Annotated in this window: 20 protein-coding genes, 1 tRNA gene and 2 pseudogenes; 14 read left to right on the plus strand and 9 right to left on the minus strand. The window is 69.8% G+C overall.

Annotated elements, in window-relative coordinates; all coding sequences use genetic code 11:
• The first annotated feature begins 38 nt into the window (after positions 1-38).
• From G3I60_RS31255 to G3I60_RS31265, 3 genes are all read left to right on the plus strand, one after another.
• Positions 39-995: a YafY family protein gene (locus G3I60_RS31255; protein WP_164294630.1), complete on the plus strand. Its 957-nt coding sequence runs from the start codon at positions 39-41 to the stop codon at positions 993-995.
• A gap of 48 nt (positions 996-1,043) precedes the next feature.
• Entirely contained in the window at positions 1,044-2,018 is a 975-nt protein-coding gene (locus tag G3I60_RS31260; RefSeq protein ID WP_138351308.1) for a DUF389 domain-containing protein, read from the plus strand.
• Positions 2,019-2,247: 229 nt separating this feature from the next.
• Positions 2,248-4,254: a glycosyl hydrolase family 28-related protein gene (locus G3I60_RS31265; protein ID WP_239070468.1), complete on the plus strand. Its 2,007-nt coding sequence runs from the start codon at positions 2,248-2,250 to the stop codon at positions 4,252-4,254.
• Between the two features lie 29 nt (positions 4,255-4,283).
• Here G3I60_RS31265 and G3I60_RS31270 read toward each other — a convergent pair whose 3' ends face one another.
• Together G3I60_RS31270 and G3I60_RS31275 are read right to left on the minus strand one after the other, a co-directional pair.
• Positions 4,284-4,745: a DUF4267 domain-containing protein gene (locus tag G3I60_RS31270; protein WP_164294628.1), complete on the minus strand. Its 462-nt coding sequence runs from the start codon at positions 4,743-4,745 to the stop codon at positions 4,284-4,286.
• Between the two features lie 70 nt (positions 4,746-4,815).
• Positions 4,816-5,496 carry a hemerythrin domain-containing protein gene (locus G3I60_RS31275; protein WP_198357286.1) on the minus strand — a complete coding sequence of 227 codons (681 nt, stop codon included), beginning with the start codon at positions 5,494-5,496 and terminating at the stop codon, positions 4,816-4,818.
• Between the two features lie 171 nt (positions 5,497-5,667).
• Between G3I60_RS31275 and G3I60_RS31280 the strand changes: the two genes are divergently transcribed.
• The 3 genes from G3I60_RS31280 (at position 5,668) to G3I60_RS31290 (ending at position 10,856) form a co-directional block, all read left to right on the plus strand.
• Entirely contained in the window at positions 5,668-9,216 is a 3,549-nt protein-coding gene (locus G3I60_RS31280; RefSeq protein WP_343241134.1) for a BTAD domain-containing putative transcriptional regulator, read from the plus strand.
• A 12-nt stretch (positions 9,217-9,228) separates the two neighbouring features.
• Complete coding sequence (locus tag G3I60_RS31285) at positions 9,229-10,146, plus strand: MurR/RpiR family transcriptional regulator (protein WP_138351312.1); 918 nt, start codon at positions 9,229-9,231, stop codon at positions 10,144-10,146.
• Positions 10,147-10,466: 320 nt separating this feature from the next.
• Positions 10,467-10,856: a hypothetical protein gene (locus tag G3I60_RS31290; RefSeq protein WP_164294626.1), complete on the plus strand. Its 390-nt coding sequence runs from the start codon at positions 10,467-10,469 to the stop codon at positions 10,854-10,856.
• A gap of 96 nt (positions 10,857-10,952) precedes the next feature.
• On the opposite strand, the gene G3I60_RS31295 is transcribed toward G3I60_RS31290, so the two are convergent.
• Entirely contained in the window at positions 10,953-13,826 is a 2,874-nt protein-coding gene (locus tag G3I60_RS31295; RefSeq protein WP_164294625.1) for a PKD domain-containing protein, read from the minus strand.
• A gap of 193 nt (positions 13,827-14,019) precedes the next feature.
• Between G3I60_RS31295 and G3I60_RS31300 the strand changes: the two genes are divergently transcribed.
• Together G3I60_RS31300 and G3I60_RS31305 are read left to right on the plus strand one after the other, a co-directional pair.
• A complete protein-coding gene (locus G3I60_RS31300) occupies positions 14,020-14,586 on the plus strand; it encodes a GNAT family N-acetyltransferase (RefSeq protein WP_239070470.1) in 567 nt (188 codons plus the stop codon).
• 461 nt (positions 14,587-15,047) lie between these two features.
• Positions 15,048-15,632, plus strand: a complete 585-nt coding sequence (locus G3I60_RS31305) for a phosphotransferase (protein ID WP_164294623.1) — start codon at positions 15,048-15,050, stop codon at positions 15,630-15,632.
• On the opposite strand, the gene G3I60_RS31310 is transcribed toward G3I60_RS31305, so the two are convergent.
• Both G3I60_RS31310 and G3I60_RS31315 read right to left on the minus strand, forming a co-directional pair.
• Positions 15,593-16,294 carry a response regulator transcription factor gene (locus G3I60_RS31310; RefSeq protein WP_164294622.1) on the minus strand — a complete coding sequence of 234 codons (702 nt, stop codon included), beginning with the start codon at positions 16,292-16,294 and terminating at the stop codon, positions 15,593-15,595. The genes G3I60_RS31305 and G3I60_RS31310 overlap by 40 nt on opposite strands.
• On the minus strand, positions 16,291-17,508 hold the full coding sequence (locus tag G3I60_RS31315; protein WP_138351319.1) for a sensor histidine kinase: 1,218 nt from the start codon (positions 17,506-17,508) through the stop codon (positions 16,291-16,293). The genes G3I60_RS31310 and G3I60_RS31315 overlap by 4 nt, the downstream gene beginning before the upstream one ends.
• Positions 17,509-17,647: 139 nt before the next feature.
• Between G3I60_RS31315 and G3I60_RS31320 the strand changes: the two genes are divergently transcribed.
• Both G3I60_RS31320 and G3I60_RS31325 read left to right on the plus strand, forming a co-directional pair.
• Positions 17,648-18,052 (plus strand): DUF4190 domain-containing protein, encoded by a 405-nt coding sequence (locus G3I60_RS31320; RefSeq protein ID WP_239070472.1) that lies wholly within the window; start codon positions 17,648-17,650, stop codon positions 18,050-18,052.
• A gap of 182 nt (positions 18,053-18,234) precedes the next feature.
• Positions 18,235-19,542 (plus strand): alpha/beta hydrolase, encoded by a 1,308-nt coding sequence (locus G3I60_RS31325; protein WP_343241131.1) that lies wholly within the window; start codon positions 18,235-18,237, stop codon positions 19,540-19,542.
• Between the two features lie 186 nt (positions 19,543-19,728).
• Here the strand turns inward: G3I60_RS31325 and G3I60_RS31330 are convergent.
• Positions 19,729-19,802, minus strand: a tRNA-Gly gene (locus G3I60_RS31330).
• 465 nt (positions 19,803-20,267) lie between these two features.
• Between G3I60_RS31330 and dcd the strand changes: the two genes are divergently transcribed.
• Together dcd and G3I60_RS31340 are read left to right on the plus strand one after the other, a co-directional pair.
• On the plus strand, positions 20,268-20,843 hold the full coding sequence (gene dcd, locus G3I60_RS31335; RefSeq protein ID WP_138351324.1) for a dCTP deaminase: 576 nt from the start codon (positions 20,268-20,270) through the stop codon (positions 20,841-20,843).
• Between the two features lies 1 nt (position 20,844).
• Positions 20,845-21,036, plus strand: a pseudogene (locus tag G3I60_RS31340) (phosphoribosyltransferase); the annotation flags it as partial.
• 202 nt (positions 21,037-21,238) lie between these two features.
• Here the strand turns inward: G3I60_RS31340 and G3I60_RS31345 are convergent.
• Positions 21,239-22,401 (minus strand): IS3 family transposase gene (locus G3I60_RS31345; RefSeq protein WP_164294620.1). Its coding sequence is split into 2 segments (ribosomal slippage): positions 21,239-22,114 and positions 22,117-22,401, totalling 1,161 coding nucleotides; the frame shifts between segments, so codons are not numbered across the junction.
• A gap of 208 nt (positions 22,402-22,609) precedes the next feature.
• Here G3I60_RS31345 and G3I60_RS46915 point away from each other — a divergent pair.
• Positions 22,610-22,708: pseudogene (locus G3I60_RS46915) on the plus strand (IS5/IS1182 family transposase); the annotation flags it as partial.
• A gap of 12 nt (positions 22,709-22,720) precedes the next feature.
• On the opposite strand, the gene G3I60_RS31350 reads toward G3I60_RS46915, so the two are convergent.
• Entirely contained in the window at positions 22,721-23,593 is an 873-nt protein-coding gene (locus tag G3I60_RS31350; protein ID WP_164294619.1) for an aldo/keto reductase family oxidoreductase, read from the minus strand.
• Positions 23,594-23,723: 130 nt separating this feature from the next.
• Between G3I60_RS31350 and G3I60_RS31355 the strand changes: the two genes are divergently transcribed.
• On the plus strand, positions 23,724-24,170 hold the full coding sequence (locus G3I60_RS31355) for a helix-turn-helix domain-containing protein (RefSeq protein ID WP_164294618.1): 447 nt from the start codon (positions 23,724-23,726) through the stop codon (positions 24,168-24,170).
• Positions 24,171-24,276: 106 nt separating this feature from the next.
• Here G3I60_RS31355 and G3I60_RS31360 read toward each other — a convergent pair whose 3' ends face one another.
• Entirely contained in the window at positions 24,277-25,119 is an 843-nt protein-coding gene (locus G3I60_RS31360) for an IS5 family transposase (protein ID WP_164294617.1), read from the minus strand.
• Positions 25,120-25,328 lie beyond the last annotated feature (209 nt).

Consider the following 25,328-nt stretch of genomic DNA (forward strand, 5'->3'; position numbering starts at 1 on the left):
GCTGGACCGTAGAGGCCCTTCACTGACATCTTGTGTCAGTGAAGTCCAGCCGTCTGCTCTCCGTTCTGCTGCTGCTCCAGACCCGGGGCCGGATGACCGCCGCCCAGCTCGCGCAGGAGCTGGAGGTGTCGGTGCGGACCGTCTACCGGGACGTCGACGCGCTGCACGCGGCGGGCGTCCCGCTGTACGGCGACGCCGGGCACTCCGGCGGCTACCAGCTCCTCGCCGGCTACCGCACCCGGCTGACCGGACTGAGCGCGGGCGAGGCGGAGGCGCTCTTCCTGTCCGGCATCCCGGGCCCCGCCGCCGAGCTGGGACTCGGCTCCGCCCTCGCGAACGCCCAGCTCAAACTGCGCGCGGCGCTCCCGCCCGAACTGCGCGCCCAGGCCGAACGCATGCAGTCCAGATTCCATCTCGACGCGCCCGGCTGGTACGCGGAGGACGACGACGTCCCGCATCTGCCGAAGGTCGCGGACGCGGTGTGGCACAGCCGGGTGCTCGACGTCCGCTACCGCCGCTGGAAGGCGCCGACCGATGTCGACCGGCGCCTGGAGCCGTACGGGCTGGTCCTCAAGGCGGGCCGCTGGTACCTCGTCGCCGGGCCGGGACCGTACACCTACCGCGTCGACCAGATCCTCGAACTCACCGTGCTCGACGAGGAGTTCCAGCCGCCCGAGGACTTCGGCCTGGTCGGCTACTGGCAGCGCTACCAGGCGGACTTCCACGCCCGTCTCCACCAGGGCGAGGCTCTGGTCCGGCTCGCGCCGGGCGCCGCGTCCCGGCTCACCGGAGCCGCCGCCCGCGCCCTGGCCGCCACCGGAACCCCGGAACCGGACGGCTGGACCCGCGCGACGCTGCCGATCGAGTCCCTCGACCACGCCCACGGCGCGTTCCTCGCCCTCGGCACGGACATCGAAGTCCTCGGCCCCCCGGAACTGCGCTCCCGGCTGGCCGGGACCGCCCGGACGCTGGCGGAGCGGTACGCCTCCGCGTGACAGCGGCGCCCGTCCGGGGACGAACCCGGGCACGGGCACAATGACACTGTGCTGCATGTGCGAGTGATCAGTCCCGTGGAACGCACCGACGAGGTGCTGAGGATCGCCACCGACTGCCCCGCGGTGGTCAACGTGATCAGACTGCCCGGCGCCGCGTACGCGCCGCCGGGCGACTTCGTCGAGTTCGACGTGGCCAGGGAGGCGGCCAACGGCGTGCTCGCGCAGTTGCGCGCGCTGGGGTTGAAGGACAGCGGCGGGATCACCGTCGAGGAGCTGTACCTGTCGATCTCCACCGCCGCCGAGAAGGCCGAGGAGCTGGCACCGGGGGAGCCCGACGACGCCGTCGTCTGGGAGGAACTGGCCGCGCGCACCGCCGCCGAGACCCGCCTCACCTGGGCGTTCCTGGCCTTTCTCGCGCTCGCGACACAGATCGCGGCGATCGGCGCGCTGCTGGACCAGCCGATCCTGATCGTCGGCGCGATGGTGCTGGGCCCCGAGTTCGGTCCGGTGGCGGCGGCCTGCTTCGGGGTGCTGCGGGGCGATCTGCGGCTGATCGGCGCGGCCGTGCGCACGCTCGTCATCGGCTTCGCCGTGGCGATCGCGATCACGACGGCCTGCGCGGTCATCAGCCGGCTGCTGGGCTGGATCACTCCATCGATGCTGGACAACAGGCCGACCACCGACTTCATCATCCATCCGGACAAGTGGTCGTTCATCGTGGCGCTGCTGGCCGGGGTCGCGGGAATCCTGTCGATGACCGCGGGCAAGTCCGCTGCCCTGGTGGGCGTCTTCATCTCGGTCACCACCGTCCCGGCGGCGGGCAACATCGCCGTGGCGGTCGCCCTCGCCCACTGGCACGAGGTCGCCGCCTCGTTCCAGCAACTCGGCGTGAACCTCGCCGGGATGCTCCTGGCGGGCACCGTCACCCTCTTCCTCCAGCGCTTCCTGTGGAACCGCTACGGCCTGCACATCACCACGGGCCACCGCCCGGACGGCACCGATGCAATGAATCAAGGAAGTTGACGCAAGACTTTGATGGACTGCCGCATTTAGAAGGCAAGTCGGCGGAATTCTTCGGTAGGAACCTTGTGGAACCGGGAGTGGGGTCCTACTGTCACCTCACCCTCATGGCGGCCGCTTCGCCGTGCGGGTCCCAGGCGTTCGTCCTCCCGAGAGAAACGAGCAGGCGATGTCACGGAGCATCACAGGTGCTGTGGCGAAATGGCCGGACGGACCGCGGCGAAGAGCCGCGATGGCTGTCGCGTCGCTGACGGCGGCGGCCGTCGGGCTCAGCGTTCTGGCCGGTGGGACGGCGTCGGCGGGACCTGCCGCGGTCGGCGGTGCCGGTCCGGTGGTGACACGCGCCGCGCTCGATCCGGCGCTCGTCGCGGGCCGGGGCGCGAGCGTGGGATTCGCCGAGCAGGAGGCGGAGAACGCCGCGACGAACGGCACGGTCATCGGCCCGGGCCGCACCGCGTACACGCTGCCGGCGGAGGCGTCCGGGCGCCGGGCGGTTTCACTGGCGCCGGGTCAGTACGTCGAGTTCACGCTGCCGGCCGCGGCCGACGCGATCACCGTGCGCTACAGCATTCCGGACGCACCGGGCGGCGGCGGGATCACCGCACCGCTCGACGTCACCGTGAACGGAAAGAACCGGACCACCGCGACCCTGACGTCGCGGTACTCCTGGCTGTACAACCAGTATCCGTTCTCGAACGACCCGAACGCCGGGCTGCTGCACCCCGATTACTGGGTCACCGAGTGCGCCTGTGTGCCCGCCGCCACGACGCCCGCCCCGCAGTTCGCGACGCCGTTCCGCCCCAACCACTTCTACGACGAGCAGCGCCTGACGCTCGGCAGGAAGTACCGCGCGGGCGACAAGGTGCGGCTCACCGTTCCCGCCGGGAGCAAGGCCTCGGCCACCACCATCGACCTGCTCGACTCCCAGCTCGTGGGCGCGCCGCACGTCGCCGCCGTCGCGGCGAACGTCCTGGCGTTCGGCGCCGACCCGTCGGGCCGGCGCGACTCGGCCGACGCGATCGACCGGGCGATCGCCTTCGCGCAGCGGACGCACCTCAAGGTCTACATCCCGCCGGGCACGTACCAGGTCAACCGGCACATCGTCGTCGACAACGTGACGATCGAGGGCGCCGGCAGCTGGTACACGATCATCAAGGGTCACCAGGTCACCCTCGCCACTCCACTGCCTGACGGCTCGGTGCACACCGGCGTCGGCTTCTACGGCAAGGACGCGGCGGCCGGCGGCAGCAACAACGTCCACCTGTCCGGTTTCGCCGTCGAGGGCGATGTGCGCGACCGGGTCGACACCGACCAGGTGAACGGGATCGGCGGGGCACTCAACAACTCGACGATCGACGGCCTCTACCTCCACCACACCAAGGTGGGCCTGTGGTTCGACGGGCCGATGACCAACCTGCGGATCACGAACAACGTCATCACCGACCAGATCGCCGACGGCCTCAACTTCCACACGGGTGTCACGCACTCGCTCGTGTCGAACAACTTCGTCCGCAACTCGGGTGACGACGGTCTCGCCATGTGGTCGGAGAAGACCGGGAACGCGGGCAACACCTTCGACCACAACACCGTGCAGACGCCGGTGCTCGCCAACGGCATCGCGATCTACGGTGGCACCGACAACACGGTCTCGAACAACCTGATCGCGGACCCGATCCGGGAGGGCAGCGCCATCCAGGTCGGCTCCCGCTTCGGCTCGGAGGCGTTCACCGGACATCTGTGGATCACCGACAACACCACGGTCCGCGCCGGCACGTACGAGCTGAACTGGAACATCGGGCTCGGGGCGATCTGGTTCCTCGCGCTGGAGAAGAACATCGACGCGGACATCCGGGTGACCGGTGACCACTTCCTCGACAACACCTACAACGCGATCATGCTGGTCTCCGACTGGCCGGTGAAGGACCTGTACTCGATCACGAACGTCCACTTCAAGGACATCAGGGTCGACGGCACGGGCACCTCGGTGGTCAGCGGCCGGGCCGCGGGATCCTCGTCCTTCGAGAACGTGGACGCCCGCAATGTCGGTGCGGTCGGGGTCAACAACTGCGGCTCGTTCCACTTCACGCCCGCCGGCTCGGAGTTCGCCCTGACCGATCTCGGCGGCAACGACGGCGGCGGTACGACGGGTCCCTGGCTCGCGCCCTGGGAGCTGCCGAACACCATCACCTGCGACGACCGTCCGGCGGTCGTCGCACCGCCGGCTCCGTCCGCGTGGTGACGTCCAACTGAGCGGGTGCTGAGCGGAATTCACCGGTTCAGCGCGGGGTCGGCCGTCCGGGAAGCCTTCCGGGTGGCCGGCCCCGCGGTCGTGGGGGCGCTCGACGGGGCGGGGCGCTCGCGAAGGAGCAGCCCGGCGGTCACCGCGACCGCCGCGGCGGTGAAGCCGTGCACCCCGTACGCGGTGCCGGTGGAACCGTCGTTGCTCAGCACGATCACCATGTCCCCGGCGGGGACGAAGGTGATCGCCAGCATCGCCCAGCCCAGCGCCTTCCGGTGTCCGGTCAGGAGAAGCGCGAAGATGACCAGTCCGGTCGCGATGTCACGCACGCCCTTGACGGCGAGGAAGGCCTTGCCGTCCTGCTGCGGCCAGCTCGGGAGACCGAATCCGGACGCGGTCGTCCGGGGGGCGAACAGATAGCTGAGGCCGACGTAGATGATGAACGCGCCGCCGATGATGGCGAGGGCGGTGGTGACGTTCTTCCAGGTCATGACAGGTCTCCGGTGCGTGAAAGGGTAGGGCTCGGGGGGCGGTGAGGTGTGCGGGGTTCTCAGCGGGGATTCAGCGGGTCCCGTTGCGGATGCGGCGGACCCTGCGGTGGTACGCGGGGCTGCCGACGACGTACCAGAGCAGCCGGGCCGGGAGCGGCAGCTCGCCGAGGATCTTCGCGCGCTCGGTCCTGTCGGCCTCTTCGAGGACCATGCCGAGGAAGAACAGCAGTTTGGGCTTGGGCGTGGTCGCCATGAAGTGATCGCCGAGCGCGTTCCACTCCTTTACGGACAGGTGCCGTTCGGCGAGCGGGAGCAGATTCTGCTCCTCGTCGTCCAGGTGCTCCACGAGGACGGCGCGGTGCTCGGTGAGCGCGGCCACCAGCACGTCGCGTTCCGCCTCGCCGGCCGTGGCCTCCCAGCCGGGCAGCGCCGCTTCGGCCCGGGCCAGCGTCGCGGCGATCCCTTCGTGCTGGGCCTCCATCCGCAGCACCAGATCGGCCTCGATGTCGACCCGGGCCAGGAGCGGCGGCCAGAGGTGGTCGTCCTCGCCGTGGTGATGGTTGGTCAGCCCGAGCAGGTAGTCGCGGAAGTGCGCGGCGAGCACGCCGGCCCGTGCGGTGTCGCCCGGGGCGACGGCTGCGATCAGCTCCGTGAGGAGCCGGGACTCCCGGCGGAGTCCGCGGTGGATGACCACCATCTCGTGGGTGTCGGGGCGGGCGTCGGCCTGGGGTGCTGCGTTCTTCGTCGTCATGTGTGAAGCCTCGTCGGCGGGTCCTGGAAGGGACTTGGAACGGACTTGGAATCAGGGCTTGGAATGCGGACCGGGAACTGTCGCCCGGGAACTGTGGCCCGGGGCTGGGAAATTCGGGCCCGACAAGATCCTTGGCCGCTTACGATGTGCGGCGACATGGTGTGCGTACGCGTGCTCGGTTCCTTCGGAGCCGAGCGGGACGGGGAGCCCGTTCCGCTCGGCGGCCGTCGGCAGCGGTCGGTGCTCGCCCTGCTGGTGGCGGCGCGCGGCCAGGTCGTCCCCGTCGACCGGATGGTCGAGGACCTCTGGCAGGACGCGGCGCCCGCCCAGGCGGTGACCTCGCTGCAGGCGTACGTGTCGAACCTGCGCCGGCTCCTGGAGCCCGGCCGGGCTCCGCGTACCCCGGCGAAACTGCTGGTCAGCGCGCCGCCCGGCTATGCGTTGCGGCTGCCGGAGGACGCGGTCGACGCCTGGCGCTTCGAGCGGCTGCTGCACGACGCCCGTGAACTCCTCACCACCCGGCCGCAGGCCGCGGGCCGGCTGCTGGAGGAGGCGCTGTCGCTGTGGCAGGGCCCGGCGTACGCGGAGACGGCCGACGAACCGTGGGCCCGCGCCGAGACCGCGCGCCTGGAGGAGCTCCGGAGGGTCGCCCGTGAACTGCGCGTCGCGGTGGGGCTGCGCTCCGGCGACGTCTCCGGGACCGTTCCCGAGGCCGAACTGCTCACCCGCGACGAGCCGTTGCGTGAGGAGGGCTGGCGCCTGCACGCGCTGGCGCTCTGGGCGGTGGGCCGGCAGGCCGACGCCCTGGCCACCCTCCGGCGGGCCCGCGCGGTCCTCGCCGCCGAGGTCGGCCTCGATCCAGGCCCCGTCCTGACCGAACTCGAAGAGGCGGTCCTCGCCCAGCGCGCGGAGGTCCTCCGGGCCGCGACGGACGCACCGGCGGATCCGACGACGGATCCGACGACGGATCCGACGACGGATCCGACGACGGGTCCGATACCGGATCCGATATCGGGTCCGACAGGCCTGACGGCCCCGACGGGTCCGACGAGTCCGCTCCGTACGACCGCTCCCGTACAACAGCCCGCCGAAGCAGACCTGTTCGTCGGCCGTGAGGCCGAACTGGAACTCCTCGCGGCCGCCGCGGGCCGGGCGCGCGCCGCCGGTCCGGGCGTCGCGCTCGTGACCGGCGAGGCGGGGCTGGGCAAGTCGGCGCTGCTGGAGCGGTTCGGCCACCGGCTGCGCCGTGACGGCTGGCTCGTCGCCTTGGGCCGCACCACCGACGCCGAGGGCGCGCCGCCCGCCTGGGCCTGGGTCGAGGCACTGCGGTCCGTCGCCGTGGAGTTCCCGCCGCCGGCCGGGTCGACCGCCGTGCTGGCGCCGCTGTTGTCCGACGGGACCACGGACTCCGCCGGCTCCGCCACCGGCTCCGTTCCTCAGGAGGACGCGGCCGCCGGCCGGTTCCGGCTGCACCGGGCGGTCCGGCAGTGGCTGGAGGCGGCGGCGGTCGAGCGGCCGGTGGCCGTCCTGCTGGACGACCTGCACTGGGCCGACGCCGAGACGCTCGCGATGCTGGCGGGCCTGGTCGATCTGCCGCAGGGCACCCCCGTCCTGTTCGTGGCCGCGTACCGGCCGGACGAGATCGGGGGCCCGCTCACCGACGGACTCGCCGGTCTGGCGCGGCGGTCCCCGCTGCGCGTGCCGCTGCGGGGACTGTCCGAGTCGGCCGTCGCGGAAGTGATCGGAGCGGTGACCGGTGCGGCGGGCGAGGCGCCGGTGGACGCCGGGACGGTGGCCGCGCTCGCCGAACGCACCGGAGGCAACCCCTTCTACGTCCGCGAGAGCGCCCGGTTGCTGGGGAGCGAGGGCGCCCTGGTGGCGCTGTCCGATGTGCCGGAAGGGGTGCGCGACGTGCTGCGCCGCCGGCTCGGACGTCTTCCCGACGCTGCCGTGGCCCTGCTGCGGCTGGCCGCGGTGGCGGGGCGCGAGGCGGATGTCGAGGTACTGGTCGGTGCCGCGGACACCGGCGAGGACGGCGTGCTGGGCGCGCTGGAGACCGGGCTCGTCGCGGGGCTGCTCACCGAGCCCGCGCCGGGCCGCGTCCGGTTCGTGCACGCGCTGGTCAGGGACACCCTGCTGGCCGACCTGAGCCGGCTGCGCGCCACCCGTATGCACGGCCGGATCGCGGCGGCCCTGGAGCGGCTCGCCCCGTACGACGTCTCCGCGCTGGCCCATCACTACGCCGGAGCTGCGTCCTCGGCCACCGCGGCCAAGGCCGTGGACTACTGCGTGCGAGCGGCCGCACTCGCCGAGGGTCGCTACGCGCACGACGTCGCCGCCGCTCTGCTCGCGCAGGCGCTGGAGTGCTTCGACCGCCTGCGCGCCCCCGCGGGCGGTGTCGGAGTCTCCGCGGACGGTGTCGGGGTTCCCGCGGGGGGTACCGGAGTCCCCGCGGGCGGTACCGGAGACCGGGACGACGACCGGATCGAGCTGCTCGGGAGGCTGCTGCGGGCCCAGGTACGGGCCGGGGCCGTCATGGAGGCGCGGGCGACACGGCAGACGGCGATCGATCTCGCGACCGCCGCGGCCCGGGACGATCTGCTGATCCGCGCGTTCACCGCCTGGACCGAGCCGACGCCCTGGCAGACCCGGCCGTACGGCATGGTCGACGAGCCCGTCGTCGCCGGACTCGGCCGCCTGCTGGAGCTGCCGGATCTGGAGCCCGCCGTGCGCTGCCGGCTGTTGGACGCGTACTCCGCCGAGCTCTCCGACGGTCAGGACCCGCGGGCGCGGGCCGCGGCCGAGGAGGCCGTCGTGATCGCGGAAGGCCTGGGGGATCCCGTGCTGCGGGCGCTGGCGCTCGCGACGCTTGCCCGCGAGCTCGACACCGAGCTGGAATGGCGTGAACGGGCGGAGCTGGGGGAGCGGATCGACCGCCTCGGCATCGCGCACGACCTGCCGATCTACCGCTGGTACGGGCTGTTCATCCGGTCGACCGCCCTGGCCGTCGAGGGCGACGTCACCGGCGTGTACCGGCTCACCGCCGAGTGCCTGGAGCTCGCCGGCGCCTACCGGATGCCCGGTCCCGCCGCGGTCGGCGAGAGCATGCTCGCGACGTTCGCGCACATCGAGGGCAGGGTGGCGGACGCCGAGCGGCTCTACGCCGAAGCGGCCGCCCGGATGGGCCGCCAGGGCTCCCCGCACGCCGCCGGCTATCTGCTGATCGCCACCGCGACGATCAGGGCGGGACAGGGACGGCTCGGCGAGTTCGTACCGCCGGCCCGGCAGGCGTTCGACGCCTACGGCCCGATCGCCTGCGATCTGCTCTCCGCGGCCCTGGCCGCCGCCGGGCAGCCGGCCGAGGCCCGGCAGGTGCTGGCGCAGGCACTGCCGATCCGCCCTGACTACTTCTTCAAGGTCTTCGCGACCTTCCGTGCGATGACCATGGTCGCGCTCGGCGAGAAGGAGGGCGCCGAGGAGCTGTACGCGGCGCTGCTCCCCTACCGCCACGCACCGCCGCCCAGCTCGGGCTCCACCGTGGCGATCCGGCCGGTCGCGTACACCCTCGGCGAACTCGCGCGGCTCCTCGGCCGCGACGACGAGGCCACCGCGCACTTCGCCCGCTCGGACGCCATCGCCGAACAGTGGAACACCGCCCTGGGGCGATTTCCCGGCCGTCCACAAGGCGTGAGCTATGTTGAGCAGGAGCGGCATGAATAAGGAGGCGCACCGGTGCCATCGGGGCAGCAGGCACGGGCACAGGCGGCTGCGATCACCCCGGGTGGGCAGCCCCTGGAGCTGGAGCGTGCCCCCGCGGACCGCGTCCACGCCCTGTTCAACGGCCATCGCCTGTCCCCCGGGCAGCGCCGTATCGCCCAGTACCTGATCGACCACCTCACCGAGGCCGCCTTCCTCTCGATCACGGAGCTCGCCGAGCGGGTGGGCGTCAGCCAGCCGTCCGTGACCCGTTTCGCCGCCTCCCTCGGCTTCAGCGGCTATCCCGCCCTGCGGGACGTGCTGCAGCCGATCGCGCTGAGCGCGGTCGCGGGGTCGCCGGAGAGCCGGGAGCAGGTCCGCCGCAACGAGCTGCAGGCGGCGGTCGACGCGGAGATCGAGAACCTGGAGAACGTGCGGCGGCTGCTCGCCGACACCGACCAGGTGCTGGACATCGGCCGTGAGCTGGCCCATTCGGTGCCCCTGACGGTTCTCGGCCTGCGGATCTCGGCGCCGCTCGTGGAGTACTTCGCCTATGCCGCCCGCCGGATCCACCCCGATGTGCGGGTGGTGACCCGCGGCGGCAGCGTCGCCTTCGACGCGCTGCTGCAGTCCCGGGCGGCCGGCGGGGCGTGGGTGCTGGCGTTCGCCATGCCCCGGCACGCCAAGGAGACCCTGGCCGCGCTGCGGGCCGCCCGCAGCGCCGGACTGCGCATCGCGCTGATCACGGATCTCACCCTGGGCCCGCTGGTGGACGAGGCGGACGTCGTCCTGACCGCAGGAACCGGCTCGCGGCTGGTCTTCGACTCGTACGCGGCCCCGGGCATGCTGTCCGCGGCCCTGCTGCAGGCCATGGCCGACGCCGATCCGGAGCGGACGCAGGCGCGGCTCGAGGGGTACGAGCAGGTCGCCGATCAGCACGGTTTCTTCCTCTGAGAACCCTCTGGAAACCGCTTTCACCGTCCGCCCGGCTCCGCCTTGCCCGGAATGTATGAATTTTTTCATACCCTTGCGTACTCGACGGTATATATGTTTACTGCAATCGGCGCCTGGGCCCACCGGACGCCATTGGAGAGCGTGACCCGCCCTCCCGACGGAACACCCGGGCCGACGCTCCCTCCTCGTGGCGCGCCCGGGGTGTTCACACCGGGCGCTCGCATCCCGCGGAGCGCCCACGGCAGCCTCGGTCAACCCCTGGGCCGAGGCAGCCAACAAACCTCTTGATCAGAGTTCGGCACTCTTCGGAAGCGACGAGAATGTCCCAGACGACCCTCACCACGCTCAGCCCGGACTGGCCCTGCCAGGTCAAATCCCCCGGGAACCCCGACTGGGAACGCACCGCCACCCGCTGGCTGCGTGACCTGCTGCCGGCCCGCTACGCCGGATACTCCACGCTCACCCGCCACCCGGCCCTCCTCGCCCGCCACGCACAGCTCCAGCTGCAGTACGAGATGCGCGCGGTCCAGGTGGCGATGACCACCAGCCGGGCCGAGCTGCCCACCATGGGCATGGTCGAGGCCGTCATCGAGAACACGATCCGCCTCTACGCCGTCGAGCTGGAACAGCTGAGCCGCCTCGCCCGCGGCGTCCGCCTCGTCACCGACGCCCTCGTAGCGACCACCGCCACGGCCCCACGCCGCCGCTGACCGTTCCCAGGGAGTCCCCACCAGGGGACGGACCGAGCCCTCGGGCCCGGCCACCGCTCCTGCGGTGCGCCGGGCCCGAGGGCGGGCGGGTTCCGGCTACCGGGTGTAGCCGTAGTAGTAGCCCGAGAGGTCGACGACCAGATCGACCGGGGAACTGCTGCCGTTGTAGAACTCGATCGCGCCGTCCGTGCCGGTGGGCATGACCGAGGCGTTGGCCACGGTCTGTCCGGCGCTGAAGTTGATGTTGGATGCGGTGGGCCGAGCCGTCCCGGCGGGATAGGCGGTGATGAAGCCGCCGCCGACGTTGTTCGTGACGGTCATGTTCAGTTCCGCCGCCGTCATGCCGGTGGCCGGCACCCCGTTGCGGTTGGCGATCTGCAGTCGGACGGTCTGGTGGGGACCGAGCTTCGCGGCCCCGCCGCCGGTGCCGGTTCCGGTACGGGTGTCGAGGACCCTGGTCAGCGAGGTCGGCACGACGACCGAGGCGGTGCCCAGGTCGTTGTAGTAGCCGACCAGGTCGGCGACGAAGTTCACCGTTCCGCCGCTGCCGTTGTAGAGCACGACCTTCCCCTCGTGGACGGGAACGAGGATCAGGTTGGACACGGTCTGGCCCGGCGCCCAGTTGGAGTTCGACGTCCCGGGTCGGACGTAGCCATGACCGTAGGCGGTCAGATAACCCGCCGCCTTGGCATCGGTCGTTGCGACGTTGAGCAGTACCGCCGCGGCATCGGACGGCACTCCGTTGGACCCGGTGACGGACAGGACCACTTCGCCCTTCCTCGCCACGGGAGCCTTCGGCGCGCCGGTTCCTTCGCGGGTGTCCAGAACCCGGACCGGACCGACGGGGGAGTAGGTGTCGCCGAGCTGGCCGCCGTTCGCATTCATGCCGAGCTCGATCCCGAAGGTGTCGACGACCAGGCTGATCGGGGCGCTGCTGCCGTTGTAGAAGTCGACCACGCCGTTCGCGCCGGCCTTGGCCATCGTGATGTTCGGGACGGTCTGTCCTGGGCCGAAGTTGAGTGTGGAAACGCTGGGCCGCGGTGTCCCGTCCGGGTGGACCGTGAGGAAGCCGCCGGCCTTCGTGTCGGTCACCGTCACCGTGACGTAGGCGCCGACCGCGTTGGAGGAGAAGGCGCCGAGCTGAGCCAGCGACAACTTGACGGTCCCGTGGGCCGGGACACTGCTGTTGTACGACCAACGACTGTCGTAGGCCCGTTCAGGAGTGATCGGAACGATCTCGTTGCCGACGGTGACAGTGGTCTTCGCGGTCGACGTCCGGCCGATCAGGTCGGTCGTGGTGGCGGTGGCGGTGTAGGTGCCCGCATGCGCATAGAGGTGGTTCACCGAGGACGTCGGCGAGAGCCCGATCGACTGGCCGTCGCCGAAGGCGAGGTTCCCGCTCTGGAGCTGCCAGCTGTCGGCTCCGGCGGAGTACATGAAGACAGCCGTGCTGGGCGAGATGACCGCAGGCTGACCGTAGATGTTCGGCGCCCCCGTGAGTGTCACCACTGCGGCGTCGGCCGTCAGTGCCTTCACCTGCGTCGTCCTGGTCAGGGTCTGGCCGTCGGTGTTGGTCGCCGACGTGCTCACCGTGTAGGTGCCCGGGGTGGTGTAGCTGTGCGAGGCCACGCCGCCGCTGACCGGTACGGGGTCGCCGCCGTCGCCGAAGTCCACGACCGTGTTGACCGGTTCGCCCCAGCTGTCGGTCGGGCCGGCGGTGACCGCGAAAGCGAACGGCACGGCGCCGGCCGCCGAGGCGGGGCTGTACGACGGAGCCAGGGTCAGAGTGCTCTGACGCTCGAAGGCTCCCCGGTCCATGGTCCCCGCCCCGGTACCCGTGTTCGCCGTGTTCGGGTCGTCGACGGGCCGGGGGTTCCCGAAATAGTCCGTACTGGTCACGCCCAGGGCATGGGAGTCACCCGAGTCGATCAGCGGGGACCCCTCCGGCTGGAGAGTGGTGAGGATGGCGGTGGTGGGTACGTCGAGGTCCTGGTCGGCCTGGCCGGGTACGGCGGCCGCAAGGTCCGCAGCCTTGGCGTAGCCGGTGCCGCCCCAGGTGTAGTCGAAGCGGGGAGCCGCGGCGGCGAGCGCGTTGTAGGCGGTCTTCACGGTGCCCGTCGAGGCGGCTGCGACCGTGATCAGCGGAGCCGCGGTGCACAGCGGCGTTCCGGACGGTGCGATCGCCCGCACCGCGTTGTTCTCCACCGTTCCCGACGAACTCCCGGCGATCGACAGCCCGGGGGAGCAACTGCCGGCGATGATGGTGTTACCGGTCACCGTGAGCCCGGAGACATCGGTCGCGCTGATCCCACCGGCACGGTCGGTGACGAGCCGATTGGACGCGACGGTGACGCGCTCTGCCCCGGAAGCGATGGACACGCCGTGTCCGGTGCCGTTATAGGTGTGGTTCCTGGTGATCGACACGTCCGAAGAGGCGCGGTCGACGGAGATCCCGTCGACCGGCGCCGCGGGGGCGTCCGGCGTCAGCTGCCCGATGTCATTCGTGTCAAGGGCGACGCGGGTGGAGCCCAACACAGCGATGCCCTCCCCGCGTCCGTACACCACGGCGATCCCGGCAAAGCGGATGTCGTGGGCACCGGACACGGTCACCGTGGCCGCGGTGCTGGTATCCGGCCGCTCAATTATGGGATGGGGGGAGCCGACGAGATTGGTGACGGCGGAGCTCTTGAAGGTGATGGGTGCCGTCGGTGTGCCCGAGCGGGTGATGGTGACCGAGCCGAAATACTTGCCCACGCCGATGATGACGGTCTGCCCGGGACTCGCGACATCTGCCGCCTTCTGAACGGTGCAGAACGGAAGTGCCTGTGTCCCCGCCCCGGTGTCGCTGCACTGCGTGCGACTCACATACAGATTGGCGACCGGCTCATCCGCCAGCGCGGACAGCGGGAACAGACCACCGCTGCTCAGCAGCGCAGCCGTGGATATGACAATTTGACGCCGATAGCGCATAACGCGCATAAATCCCCCACCGCTTACCCAGGACCCACCAGAACTCTGATGCACAGAGGCTCGCCGGATAGTACTGCGCCTCTGCGGAAGGTCCTGCCCCGGGCGGTCGCTCCCGTTCCCGACCCCGTTCCCGACCCCGATCCCGGTCCCCATCCCATTGCAGGGAGCCGTTCTGCGAACAACCATGGCCGTCATGGAGCGACCGAGGCAGATCATCGAGTGCGGAGACTTCGTCCTGCGAAGCTGGCGGGGACAGCGCGACTTCGCTGCGGCGTTCACGTTGATCGAGGAGTCCGTGGACCACCTGCGCCCCTGGGAGGCGTGGGTCACCCGGCACAGCGAGGAGAGCACCCGCGACTTCCTCGCGAAGTCCGAGTCGAAGTGGGCGAGCGGTGACGTGTACAACTACGCCATCGCCCAGGACGGCACCCTCATCGGCATGTGCCAGACCTACCGCGGAGCCGACCCCCAGGGCCGGCGCATCGGGTACTGGCTGCACCCTGCGGCCACCGGCCAGGGCATCGCCACCAGAGCGGCCACCGCCATGGTCACCGAGATGTTCACCCTGCCGGACGTCGAATACCTGGAGATCACCCACGACCTGGCCAACACCTCGAGCGCCGCCATCCCGCGCCGGTTGGGCTTCACCGAAGTCCGCCGCGAACAGGCAACACCGCCCGCAGCTCCCGCCGGCAGCGGGATGGAAGTGGTCTGGCGGCTGCACCGCCCTGCCCCGCCCGTTAACGGCAGTCGGGAATGACAGGGAATTCAGGACCGGGCACGATCGCACGCGGCCGCATAACAAGGCGTCCAATAACAACGTGTCCGCTGACAACGTGTCCGTACAACAAAGAAGCCCCGGGCCGTGAGGCCTGGGGCTTTGAATGGAGCGAGTGACGGGAATTGAACCCGCGCTCTGAGCTTGGGAATCAACGAGTGCTGCGGGGCTGATGTGCTGTCTGACCTGCGAAAACGGGGGCTCGGATGGCTCCTGGGGCGGTCCGGGTTGCACCGTTGTTGACCGGGGTTTTCCGCTCAGGAGGGCACGGCTGGGGCACGCGGTGGCCGAGGCGGCCTGTCGGATCTGCTCCGTGGCCTGTGCACGCCGTGTGACGGGACGGCCAGGTTGTGGGAGCAAGGGCGCTCGGGAATGGGCCTTTTCCTTCGTGGCATGGTTCGGCCCTGCCACGCTGGTCGTCGTGACGGCCTGCTGTGCCCGACATGCTGACCGCCGACGTGACGACGCCGGAGCAGGCGGTGGAGAAGTCGGAGCGGCTGTCCGCAGCGGTAGAGAACAAAGGCACTGGCAGCGCGTTCGGCGCGGCGGCCTCGGCCGCCCTGGAGCAGCGGCGGGTGCTGATCGGCAAGCATGCCGATCGTCGGCCTCAGGACGCGGTCCCCGTGGGCCGGCACGGGTGGACACACGGTGATGTCCAGTACCGGAACCTGCTGTGGAAGGAAGGGGAGTTGGCCGCCGTCCTCGACTGGGACCGCGTCGGCGTCCGTCCGTACGCCGAAGAGGGCGTACGGACCGCCCAGGTGCAGTTCGGCGTGGATGGAGTGTTCGACCTCGCTCGGGTGGCGGCCTTCGTGTGCGGCTACCGGTCCGTGGTGCCGCTGGAGGCAGCCGCGCTGTCAGATGGTGTGCGCCGACTCTGGTGGAAGCGGATGACGGACTTCTGGCAGCTGCCTCCGGGTCGGCCCCTCCGCTCACGTAGCTGTCGCGAAGGGAAAATCGGTAGTGCGGAGCTGTGGCCCGCGGGCTGTCAGTCGGTGAGGCCGGGGACTACCAGGCCGGACTCGTAGGCGATGACCACCGCGTGTGTCCTGTTCTGTGCGCCGAGCTTGGTCAGCACGTTTCCCACGTGGGTCTTCACCGTCTCCAGGCTCACCGTGAGCGCCCTCGCGATCTCCGGATTGGACAGGCCCGTGGCCATGCTCCGCAGCACTTCTTCCTCCCGGTCCGTCAGTGCCGCTTTCGGTAGCGCCTCGGCGGAGTCCAGGGGGCGGGCGGTGACCATGCGGCGCAGTGCTGAGGGGAAGAGGATCGCTTCTCCCGACGCCACCACCCGTACCGTCTCCGCGATCTGGCGGACCGGGAGTCGCTTGAGCACGAACCCGGCGGCGCCCGCGCTGAGTGCCGCGGTGACGTAGTCGTCGTTCTCGAAGGTGGTGATCACCACGACCTTCGGCGGTGCGGTGGCCGGGTCGGCGAGGAGTTGCCGGGTGGCCTCGATGCCGTTGCAGCGCGGCATGCGTACGTCCATCAGGACCACGTCCGGACGCAGTCGCCGTGCCTGTTCGACCGCGTCGATGCCGTCGGCGGCTTCTCCGACCACCGCGATTCCCGGTTGCGCCGCGAGCAGCATGCGCAGACCGCTGCGGGTCACTTCGTCGTCGTCCGCGATCAGGAGGGTGATGGGGTTGTCGGCGGGACCAGCGGCCGTGCTCGTGTCGGGGCCGGTCATGCCGATGCCGGTATCGGCAGGCGGACCACCAGGCGCCAGTGCCGTGTCCCCTGCGGGCCCGCCTCGATCTCGCCGTGCAGCAGCCGCACGCGTTCGGCGAGACCGGGCATGCCGTGCCCGGACGTCGGGAAGGGGCCCGCGCCCGTCCCCGGCCCGGTCCTGTTGACCACGCCCAGCTCAAGACTGTCCGGGGTGGCCGCCACGCGGAGCTCGATCGGACCGCCCGCTCCGTGCCGCAGCGCGTTCGTCAGGCCCTCCTGCAGGATCCGGTACGCCGCTCGGGAGAGCGTCCCCTGCACCTGCGCCCAGTCGCCCGACAGTTCCGGCTCCACCGTCGCGCCCGCGTGCCGCAGCCGGTCGACCAGCTCGGGCAGGTTGGCCAGGGTGCGGGTCGGTGCCGTCTCCGCCCGCTGATCGCGCAGCACACCCAGTACGTAGTCCAGGTCCTCCAGCGCGGCCCGGGACGACTCCTCGATGCTGCGCAGCGCGGCTCGCGCCGTCGCCGGGTCGGTGGCGAGCACCTGGCTCGCCACCGCCGCCTGGATTGTGGTCGCCGTCAGTGTGTGACCGATCGAGTCGTGCAACTCGTGAGCCAGCCGGTTGCGTTCGGCCAGCGCCTGTTCCCGCTCGGCTGCCAGCGCGAGCCGCTCGGCCGCCGAGGGCCCCAGCAGCCTGGGCGCCAGCCGGCGCAGGGCTCCTGTCACCACCACGCACACCACCGCGGCCAGCAGCAGGCAGCACAGCCCCCGCGTCCAGTTCTGCCGGCCGCCCTCCGCACGCAGTGACCAGCCGAACAGACTCAGCTCCGCCTCACCACGGAGCCAGCCGAACGGAAGGCTCACCCCCATGATCAGCAGCACCCCACTGACCAGTGCCCCCGTCCACCCCAGTGTCACGTGCAGCAGCAGCCACAGCGGAGTCCGCCAGCGGTCGCCGCCCGATGCCGCAGGATCCGGCAACGGCACCCCCAGCAGCCTGCGGACGAACGCGATCAGCGCCCGCCGCGTGGTGCGGGCCAGACCGATCGTACCGATCAGCGCCGCCCAGACCAGGAGAGTCAGAACGGCTTTCACGCCATAGGGAGCGGACGGCCACACCAGGGTCGGCAGCATGGCGAAAGGCAGCAGCGGAATGCTCGCCAGGGCACCGCAATAGGCGAGGAACATACCCGTATACGTGGAGCCGCGCAGCAGCGGCCGGATTCCCCAGATCATGATCCGACCAGTATGACCGGCCGGAGGGCCCGGGCCCTCCCCCGATCGGGGGAGGAAATCCTCCCGCCTTTACGCGATGTGCGGTCACGTCCCCCGAAACCAGAATCGGCCCCCTGAGCACTCGACCGGAGGATGGCTGATGAACACACAAGGGACCCAGATGTCGCCGTACGACACGGCACCGGCCAGGACCGGCGGGACGGTCCCATACCGCCCCCACCCTCAGGGCCCCAAGAACCGGCCGGCCGGAGCCGCCATGGTGTTGGGCGTCACCGGCCTGGGCACCTCGGTCTTCATCTTCGGCGGCCTGCTCGGTGTTGTCGGCCTGGTCCTCGGCATCGTCGCCCTGGTGAGAAGCGGGCCGACACGGAGCGGCCGGGGCAAGGCCATCACCGGCGTGGTGGCGTCGGCCGTCGCGATCGTGGTAGCCGTCCTGGTTGCTTTCTTCATGGTCTGGTACGCGAACGAGACGCAGGAGTGCTACCAGCCCGGCAGTTTCCAGCAGTACGAGCAGTGCGTCAGCCAGCAACTCACGGGGAACTGATCCTGATGCGGAACTCACGAATAGCGTCTGTGCTGGCTTCCGGTGCCGCGGCGGCTCTTCTTTCGCTGTCGATTCCCGAAACGGCCTTCAGCGCATCCGAGCCCACCGCAGCGCAGCACAAGCCCCGATGGCAGTGGTGCGATGCGGGCAGCCCCGCCTCCTTTCAGTGCGCGACTCTCCAAGTGCCACTGGATTACAGCGATCCCGGCGGCAGGACGCTCGACATCGCGATATCCCGGATCAAGGCGGGCAGCGGGAAGGAGCGGCGCGGAGTTCTGCTCCTCAACCCCGGCGGACCCGGCGGACCCGGCCTGGGCATGCCCGTGGACCCGGCACTGCGCCTCTCGCGGAAGGTGAGGAGGCAGTACGACCTCATCGGGTTCGACCCCAGGGGTGTCGGGCACAGCTCTCCCGTCAGCTGCGGGCTGACCGTCGACGACCGGGACACCGAACGCCCGTACAAGGCCAGGACCTTCGCGAGGGATGTGGAGCGGGCCCGTACCGTAGCCGCCAAGTGCCAGGCTGCGGCGGGCGGCACACTGCGCCACCTCACCACCCGCAACACCGCGCGCGACATGGACGCGATCCGTGTCGCGCTGGGCGAGAAGAAGATCTCGTACCTGGGGATGTCCTACGGCACCTATCTCGGCGCCGTCTACACGCAGTTGTTCTCCCGGCGGACCGACCGGTTCGTGCTGGACAGCGCGGCCGACCCCGCGGGCTACGGGCGCGGCATGTTCACCGCGATGGCCGAGAGGGCCGAGCCCGCGTTCACACGGTGGACCCGGTGGACGGCCCGGCGGCACACGGCGTACGGCCTGGGCCGCACACCGGCCGAGGTCCGCAAGACCTTCTGGGACCTCGTCGACAGGGCCGACCGCACCCCCATCGAGGATCGCGGGGCGCTGTTGACCGGTGACGGCATCCGCGCTCAGCGCGCCGTGTTCGCCCGCGTCCAGCAGGCCGCCGCCTGGGTCGCCGGACTGAAGGAGACGGCCGACGGCAAGAAGCCCAGGACCTCCGGGCAGGCACCGGGCCCCGTCCCTCCGGTGTCCACTCGCGACGTTCCCCCGGACAACAATGACGCGAGCGCCTGGGCCGTGCTGTGCGCCGACACCCGGGCGTCATGGCCGAGCGATCCGCAGCAATACCGCCACGACGCGATCCGCGACAGGACCCGGTATCCGCTGTCCGGCGATTTCGACGCCAACATCAAGCCGTGTGCCTTCTGGAAGCCGGGCAGCGAGCCCAGAACGACGGTGAACAACAAGGTCCCCGCGCTCATCGTGCAGAGCGAGTGGGACCCCCTGACGCCCCTGGCCGGAGGCCGGGCGATGCACCGGGCACTGCACGGCTCCCGGATGGTCACCGTCGCCGGCGGGGAGGGGCACATCGTCAACGGCAGCAATCCCTGCGCGGACACGAGTGCCATGGCCTACCTGGCCACGGGCAGGCTCCCGGGCAAGGACCTGACCTGCCGGGTCGGCTGAACCTCGTTCGTGAGCAACAGGCCGAGCAGCGAGTTCACGAACTCCGATCCCCGAGAACCTTGCAGGTCAACGCGGTCAACCCACACCTGGCGCCAGAACGCTTTTCGTGCCGGAAGATCGACATCAGGTGGGGTGAAGAGGTCTAGACAATAGAGAAGCCCCGGGCCGTTGGCCTGGGGCTTTGAATGGAGCGAGTGACGGGAATCGAACCCGCGCTCTGAGCTTGGGAAGCTCATGTTCTACCATTAAACTACACTCGCGCGGCACGCCGGTTTGGGGCGTAGCACCGTCGCACACTGTACCGCATGGTCGGCCCTGGGCGTGTTTTCGTCCGGGGCCTTCGTGTTGTCGTGGGGCGGGGTGGGGGGTCGGGATGTGGCTGCGGGGGGCGGGGGTTGGGGCGTAGCGTGGGCGTCGGAGCGGCGCGTGGAAGATGGCCCGTCTCATCCCCTAATGTGGCTTTTGTCGTCCACGGAAGTTGGGGAAGGGAAGCGATGGATCGCACCGTCGTTCGTTGTGCCGAGGGGCACGTGTTCAGCACCGCGTCGTTCCCGATGCAGAATCTGGGTGTCGGCCGGCTGGGTCCCGGGCGGTTGTTGAGGTGTCCGCGCTGTGCGCGGTTGCGGCATGCGGTGCCGGTGGAGAACGGAAAGTAGCGCAAGTGATGCCGCGCGGCTCCGGTCAGGATTGGGCCGGGGCCGCGTCGTCCGCGTAACCTTCGGGACGTGCTTCTCTCAGACAAGGACATCAGGGCCGAGATCGACAGCGGACGGGTGCGGGTCGACCCCTTCGACGAGTCGATGGTGCAGCCGTCGAGTATCGATGTGCGGCTGGATCGGCTCTTCCGCGTGTTCGAGAACCACCGGTACCCGCATATCGACCCGGCGGTGGAGCAGAGCGATCTGACCCGGCTGGTCGAGCCGGAGGGCGACGAGCCGTTCATCCTGCATCCGGGTGAGTTCGTGCTCGCGTCGACCTACGAGGTCATCTCGCTCCCCGACGACCTCGCGTCGCGGCTGGAGGGGAAGAGCTCGCTGGGCCGGCTGGGGCTGGTCACGCACTCGACGGCCGGCTTCATCGACCCCGGGTTCTCCGGGCACGTGACGCTGGAGCTGTCGAATCTGGCGACGCTGCCGATCAAGCTGTGGCCGGGGATGAAGATCGGTCAGCTGTGCCTCTTCCGGCTGACCTCACCGGCCGAGCACCCGTACGGCTCGGAGCGGTACGGATCGCGCTACCAGGGGCAGCGGGGGCCGACGGCCTCGCGGTCGTTCATGAACTTCCACCGGACGCAGGTCTGACATGGCGGCCGTGCGGGAGAACCTGACGTACGAGGGCTTCGGGCATGCCGTGCGCCAGCTGGCGCAGACGATCGCGGACGACGGCTACGAGCCCGACGTCGTGCTGTCGATCGCGCGCGGCGGGGTCTTCGTGGCGGGCGGTCTGGCCTACGCGCTGGACTGCAAGAACATCCACCTGGTGAACGTCGAGTATATGTCGCTGGCCGCTTAGCATTCGGCGGTTGATCAGGGCAAACGTGCAGCTCATCACCTATATGGCTAGTGTTGATCACCCTGTTCGTTGCCGACATTTACCGGTGATCACCGGCCTTGTGCTGAGCACGTGCTGAGTGGCGAAGGAGCCACGTGTCGCTGCCTACGCTGGGGTCTGGTGCAGGGTTGGGTGACAGGTTTGGTCACGCGGCTTGGAGGGCCGGTGTGGTCATGACGGTCTCGTACTCGACGGGGGTGAGCCGGCCGAGCGCGGCTTGCCTGCGGCGTCGGTGATAGGTCTTCTCGATCCAGGTCACGATCGCGATCCGCAGTTCCTGGCGGGTGCTCCACTTCCGGCGGTCGAGGACGTTCTTCTGCAGCAGGCTGAAGAAGGACTCCATGGCCGCGTTGTCGCCTGCCGCCCCGACCCTCCCTATCGAGCCTGCGATCCGGTGCCGGTCTAGCGCCCGAACGAATTTTCGGGACCGGAATTGCGACCCGCGATCACTGTGCAGAACGCACCCGGCGACGTTGTCACGTCGGGCCACCGCGTTGTCCAGGGCCGCGACAGCCAGGCGGGACTTCATCCGCGAGTCGATGGAGTAGCCCACGATCCGCTTGCTGAAGACGTCCTTGACCGCGCAGAGATACAGCTTCCCTTCAGCCGTGGGATGTTCGGTGATGTCGGTGAGCCAGAGCTGGTTCGGCCGGTCGGCGGTGAAGTCGCGGCGGACGAGGTCGTCGTGCACCGGTGGTCCAGTCTTCTTGCCCTTGCCGCGCTTCTTGCCGAACACGCTCCACCAGCGGTTGTCCCGGCAGATCCGCCACGCGGTCCGGTCCGCCATGCCGGCTCCCACGGAACGGGCTTCGTCGGCCAGGAAGCGGTAGCCGAACTCCGGGTCCTCGCGGTGGGCGTCGAACAACGCGTTCGCGCGATACGCCTGCTCGATCGAGGCGTCGGTCACCGGCTTGTCGAGCCAGCGGTAGTAGGGCTGTCTGGCGAGCTGGAGGACCCGGCACGTGACCGTGACGGGAACCCCGCCGACGGCCAGCTCCTTCACGAGCGGGTAGATCCTTTTCCCGGCAGATTCGCCTGCGACAGATAGGCCGCAGCCCGGCGCAGGACCTCGTTCTCCTGCTCCAGCAGCTTGATCCGCCGGCGCGCTTCCCGAAGTTCCGCGCTCTCCTGGCCGGTCACTCCGGGCTTGGTCCCCTCGTCGATGTCCGCCCGGCGCATCCACTTGAACAGCGTCATCGCGTGGACTCCGAAGTCGGCGGCCACCTGCTCGACCGTCACACCTGGACCACGGTTCCGCGCAACCCGCACGACGTCCTGGCGGAACTCTTCCGGATAAGGCTTGGGCACAGCGACATCCTTCCCACCCGCCCCACAGGGCAAGCCAGATCAGACGTCACCCGATCGTGCGGCAGACCCATCTTTTGGTCACCGGCGAAGCAGAGTTCGTGTCACTAAGAGCTCGCGCAGATAGGCGCCATGGGGGCCTCGGCGAGAAGGCGAGCATAGGTGCCGGTGATCATGGAGTTGCGACACTCTGTGACCATGGGGGAGACCTGTGCCCGTCCTTCCAACATCGCTGACCGACCCGTTGTGGGACCAATTCGCCGCGCTGCTGCCCGAGCGGCGGAGGGTCAATCCGGCCCATCCACTGGGAAGTTCCGCGGGGCTATCGGCCGATCTTGGCCAGTTCGACCAGATCCTCGTCGGAGAGCGAGAGTCCTGCGCCCGCGATGTTCTCGCGCAGGTGCGCCACCGACGAGGTGCCGGGGATCAGCAGGATGTTCGGCGACCGCTGCAGCAGCCAGGCCAGGGCGACCGACATCGGCGTCGCGTCCAGTCGGTCGGCCACGGCCGTAAGCGCCGAGGACTGCAGCGGGCTGAAGCCACCGAGGGGGAAGAAGGGCACGTAGGCGATGCCCTGCTCGGCGAGCTCGTCGATCAGCGCGTCGTCGTGGCGGTGGGCGAGGTTGTACATGTTCTGCACGCACGCGATCGGCGCAATCGCCTGCGCCTCGGCGACCTGTTCCACCGTCGCGTTGCTCACGCCGAGGTGCCGGATCAGACCCTGCTGCTGGAGTTCGACGAGCGCCTCGAACGCCTCGGCGAGCGAACCTGCCACGGGGCCCTGGGCGTCGCCGAGTCGGAGGTTGACCACATCCAGCGCATTAAGGCCGAGGTTCTCCAGGTTCTCCTGGACGGCCCGGCGCAGCTCTTCGGGCCGTCGGGCCGGGGGCCAGCCTCCCTCTTCGTCCCTGGTCGCACCGACCTTGGTCACGATGTGCAGCGAGTCACGGTACGGGTGCAGCGCTTCGCGGATCAGCTGGTTGGTGATGTGCGGCCCGTAGGCGTCGGCGGTGTCGATGTGGGTGATGCCGAGGTCAACGGCTTCGCGGAGGACGGCGAGTGCGCCGTCGCGGTCGGCCGGCGGCCCCATGACCCAGGGGCCGGCGAGCTGCATGGCGCCGTAGCCGAACCGGGTGACGGTCAGGTCGCCCAGGGGCCAGGTGCCGCCGGGAAGGGAGGCGGAGGGGGTGCTCATGGTGTGCCTTTCGTGTTGAGACAGGGGGTGGTTCCTAACAGCGCCTTGCCCCATCATTGACATGTAGCTTCCTGCTGGGAAGTAGGTACTTCGGAGTGCGTAAGGCACCCGCGGGTGAGAGGAGCGGTCCATGGCAACGATGACGGCGGTCCAGAAGAGGGCACAGGCCAAGGTGGAGTACGACGCCTTCCTGGCGGTCTGCCCCAGTCGCAAGCTGCTCGACCGGCTCTCCGACAAGTGGGTCACGCTGATCCTGGCGGCGCTCGGCAGCGGCGGCGGCTCGCATCAGCCAGGCGCCGACTGCTCCGGCGAGCCCCGGTCGATGCGCTACTCGGAGCTGCTGCGCCTGCTGGTCGGCGTCAGCCAGAAGATGCTCACCCAGACGCTGCGCTCCCTGGAGCGCGACGGTTTGATCACCCGCACCGCGACGCCGACCGTGCCGGTCACGGTCGCCTACGAGCTGACGGATCTCGGCCTGTCGCTGCACGAAATGATGCGCGGCCTCAAGACCTGGGCCGAAGAGCACATGGACGATGTGCTCGCCAACCGCGAGGCCCACGACACCCGTGTCGCCTGAACCACGGGGGCAAGACGTCGCCCGTCGTCATTTTAGGTTTGCCTGATCCGGGTTGCCGGTCGCCAGGAGCAGTCTCCGCGTAGGAGGCCGCGCAGACAGGCGGGGTTCATGGGCGGCGCCACGGGCGGTCGTCCCAGCGATGGGTAGTCCAGGCCCGGCGGATCAGGCTGCGGACGGTGATGATCGCGTCTGCGAGGTCGAAGAAGGCGTCGATCACGATGGTCCGACGTTCGTAGCAGCGGGCGAGCCGGTGGAAGGCGTTCTGCCAGGCGTGCGTGCGCTCGACGTACCAGCGCTGACTTGCCTGGATGGGCGCTTTTACACCCTTGCGGGCGATCTGGCCGTGCAGGCCGCGTTCGGCGAGGGATGTGCGCGTCGTGGCTGAGTCGTAGCCGGCGTCCAGATGCACCGTGATGTCATCGGGCAGCGGGCCGAGGTCGTCCAAGAGGTCGAGCGTCGGGGCGAGCAGTGGGGAGTCGTGGCAGTTCGCTCCGGCCAGGACGCGTCCCAGCGGGATTCCGTAACCATCCGTCATACCGGATCGTTTCAGGCCCTGTTTGCCTCGATCGACCGGGGAGCGCCCGGCTGCCTGGCCGCCGCCGGGTGCCTTGGTGATCGATCCGTCGATGGCGATCTGGTCCAGCACGAGGCCCACGATCCGGTCGTAGGCTTCCAGGACGATGTGCTTGAGGCGGGCGAAGACACCGAGTCGGATCCACTCGTTGCGGCGGTTGCGGATTGTGGTGGCCGAGCAGGTCGTGTCGGCTATGCCTTCGTAGGAGCAGCCGAACCGTAGGAGTTGGAGCAACTTGTCGAACACGATCCGGTCGCTGATCCGAGGGCGGTGGCAGCCCAGCGGGTGGTCCGGATCGTAAAGCGGCCGCTTCGGCAGGAGCGCAGAGAATTGGTCCCAGAGTGGGTCTGTCAGCCATGATGGCAGTGCAGGCACAGGTCTCCCCGATGGTCACAGAGCGTCGCAACTCCATGATCGCGAAGTCCTGTGCCTGTTCTGCCATCGGGGCGCTCTACTCCGCCTATCTGCACGAGCTCTAAGTTCAGAGATCGACCGGGGCGATTGATGTCGAGGAGATCCGGGCGGCCGCGCGCCGACGAAGCAAGACCCCTCAGCGAGCAGATTCGGCGCGGTAGCACCGCTGG

This window comes from Streptomyces sp. SID13666 (assembly GCF_010548325.1).
GTDB classification, from domain to species: Bacteria; Actinomycetota; Actinomycetes; order Streptomycetales; family Streptomycetaceae; genus Actinacidiphila; species Actinacidiphila fildesensis.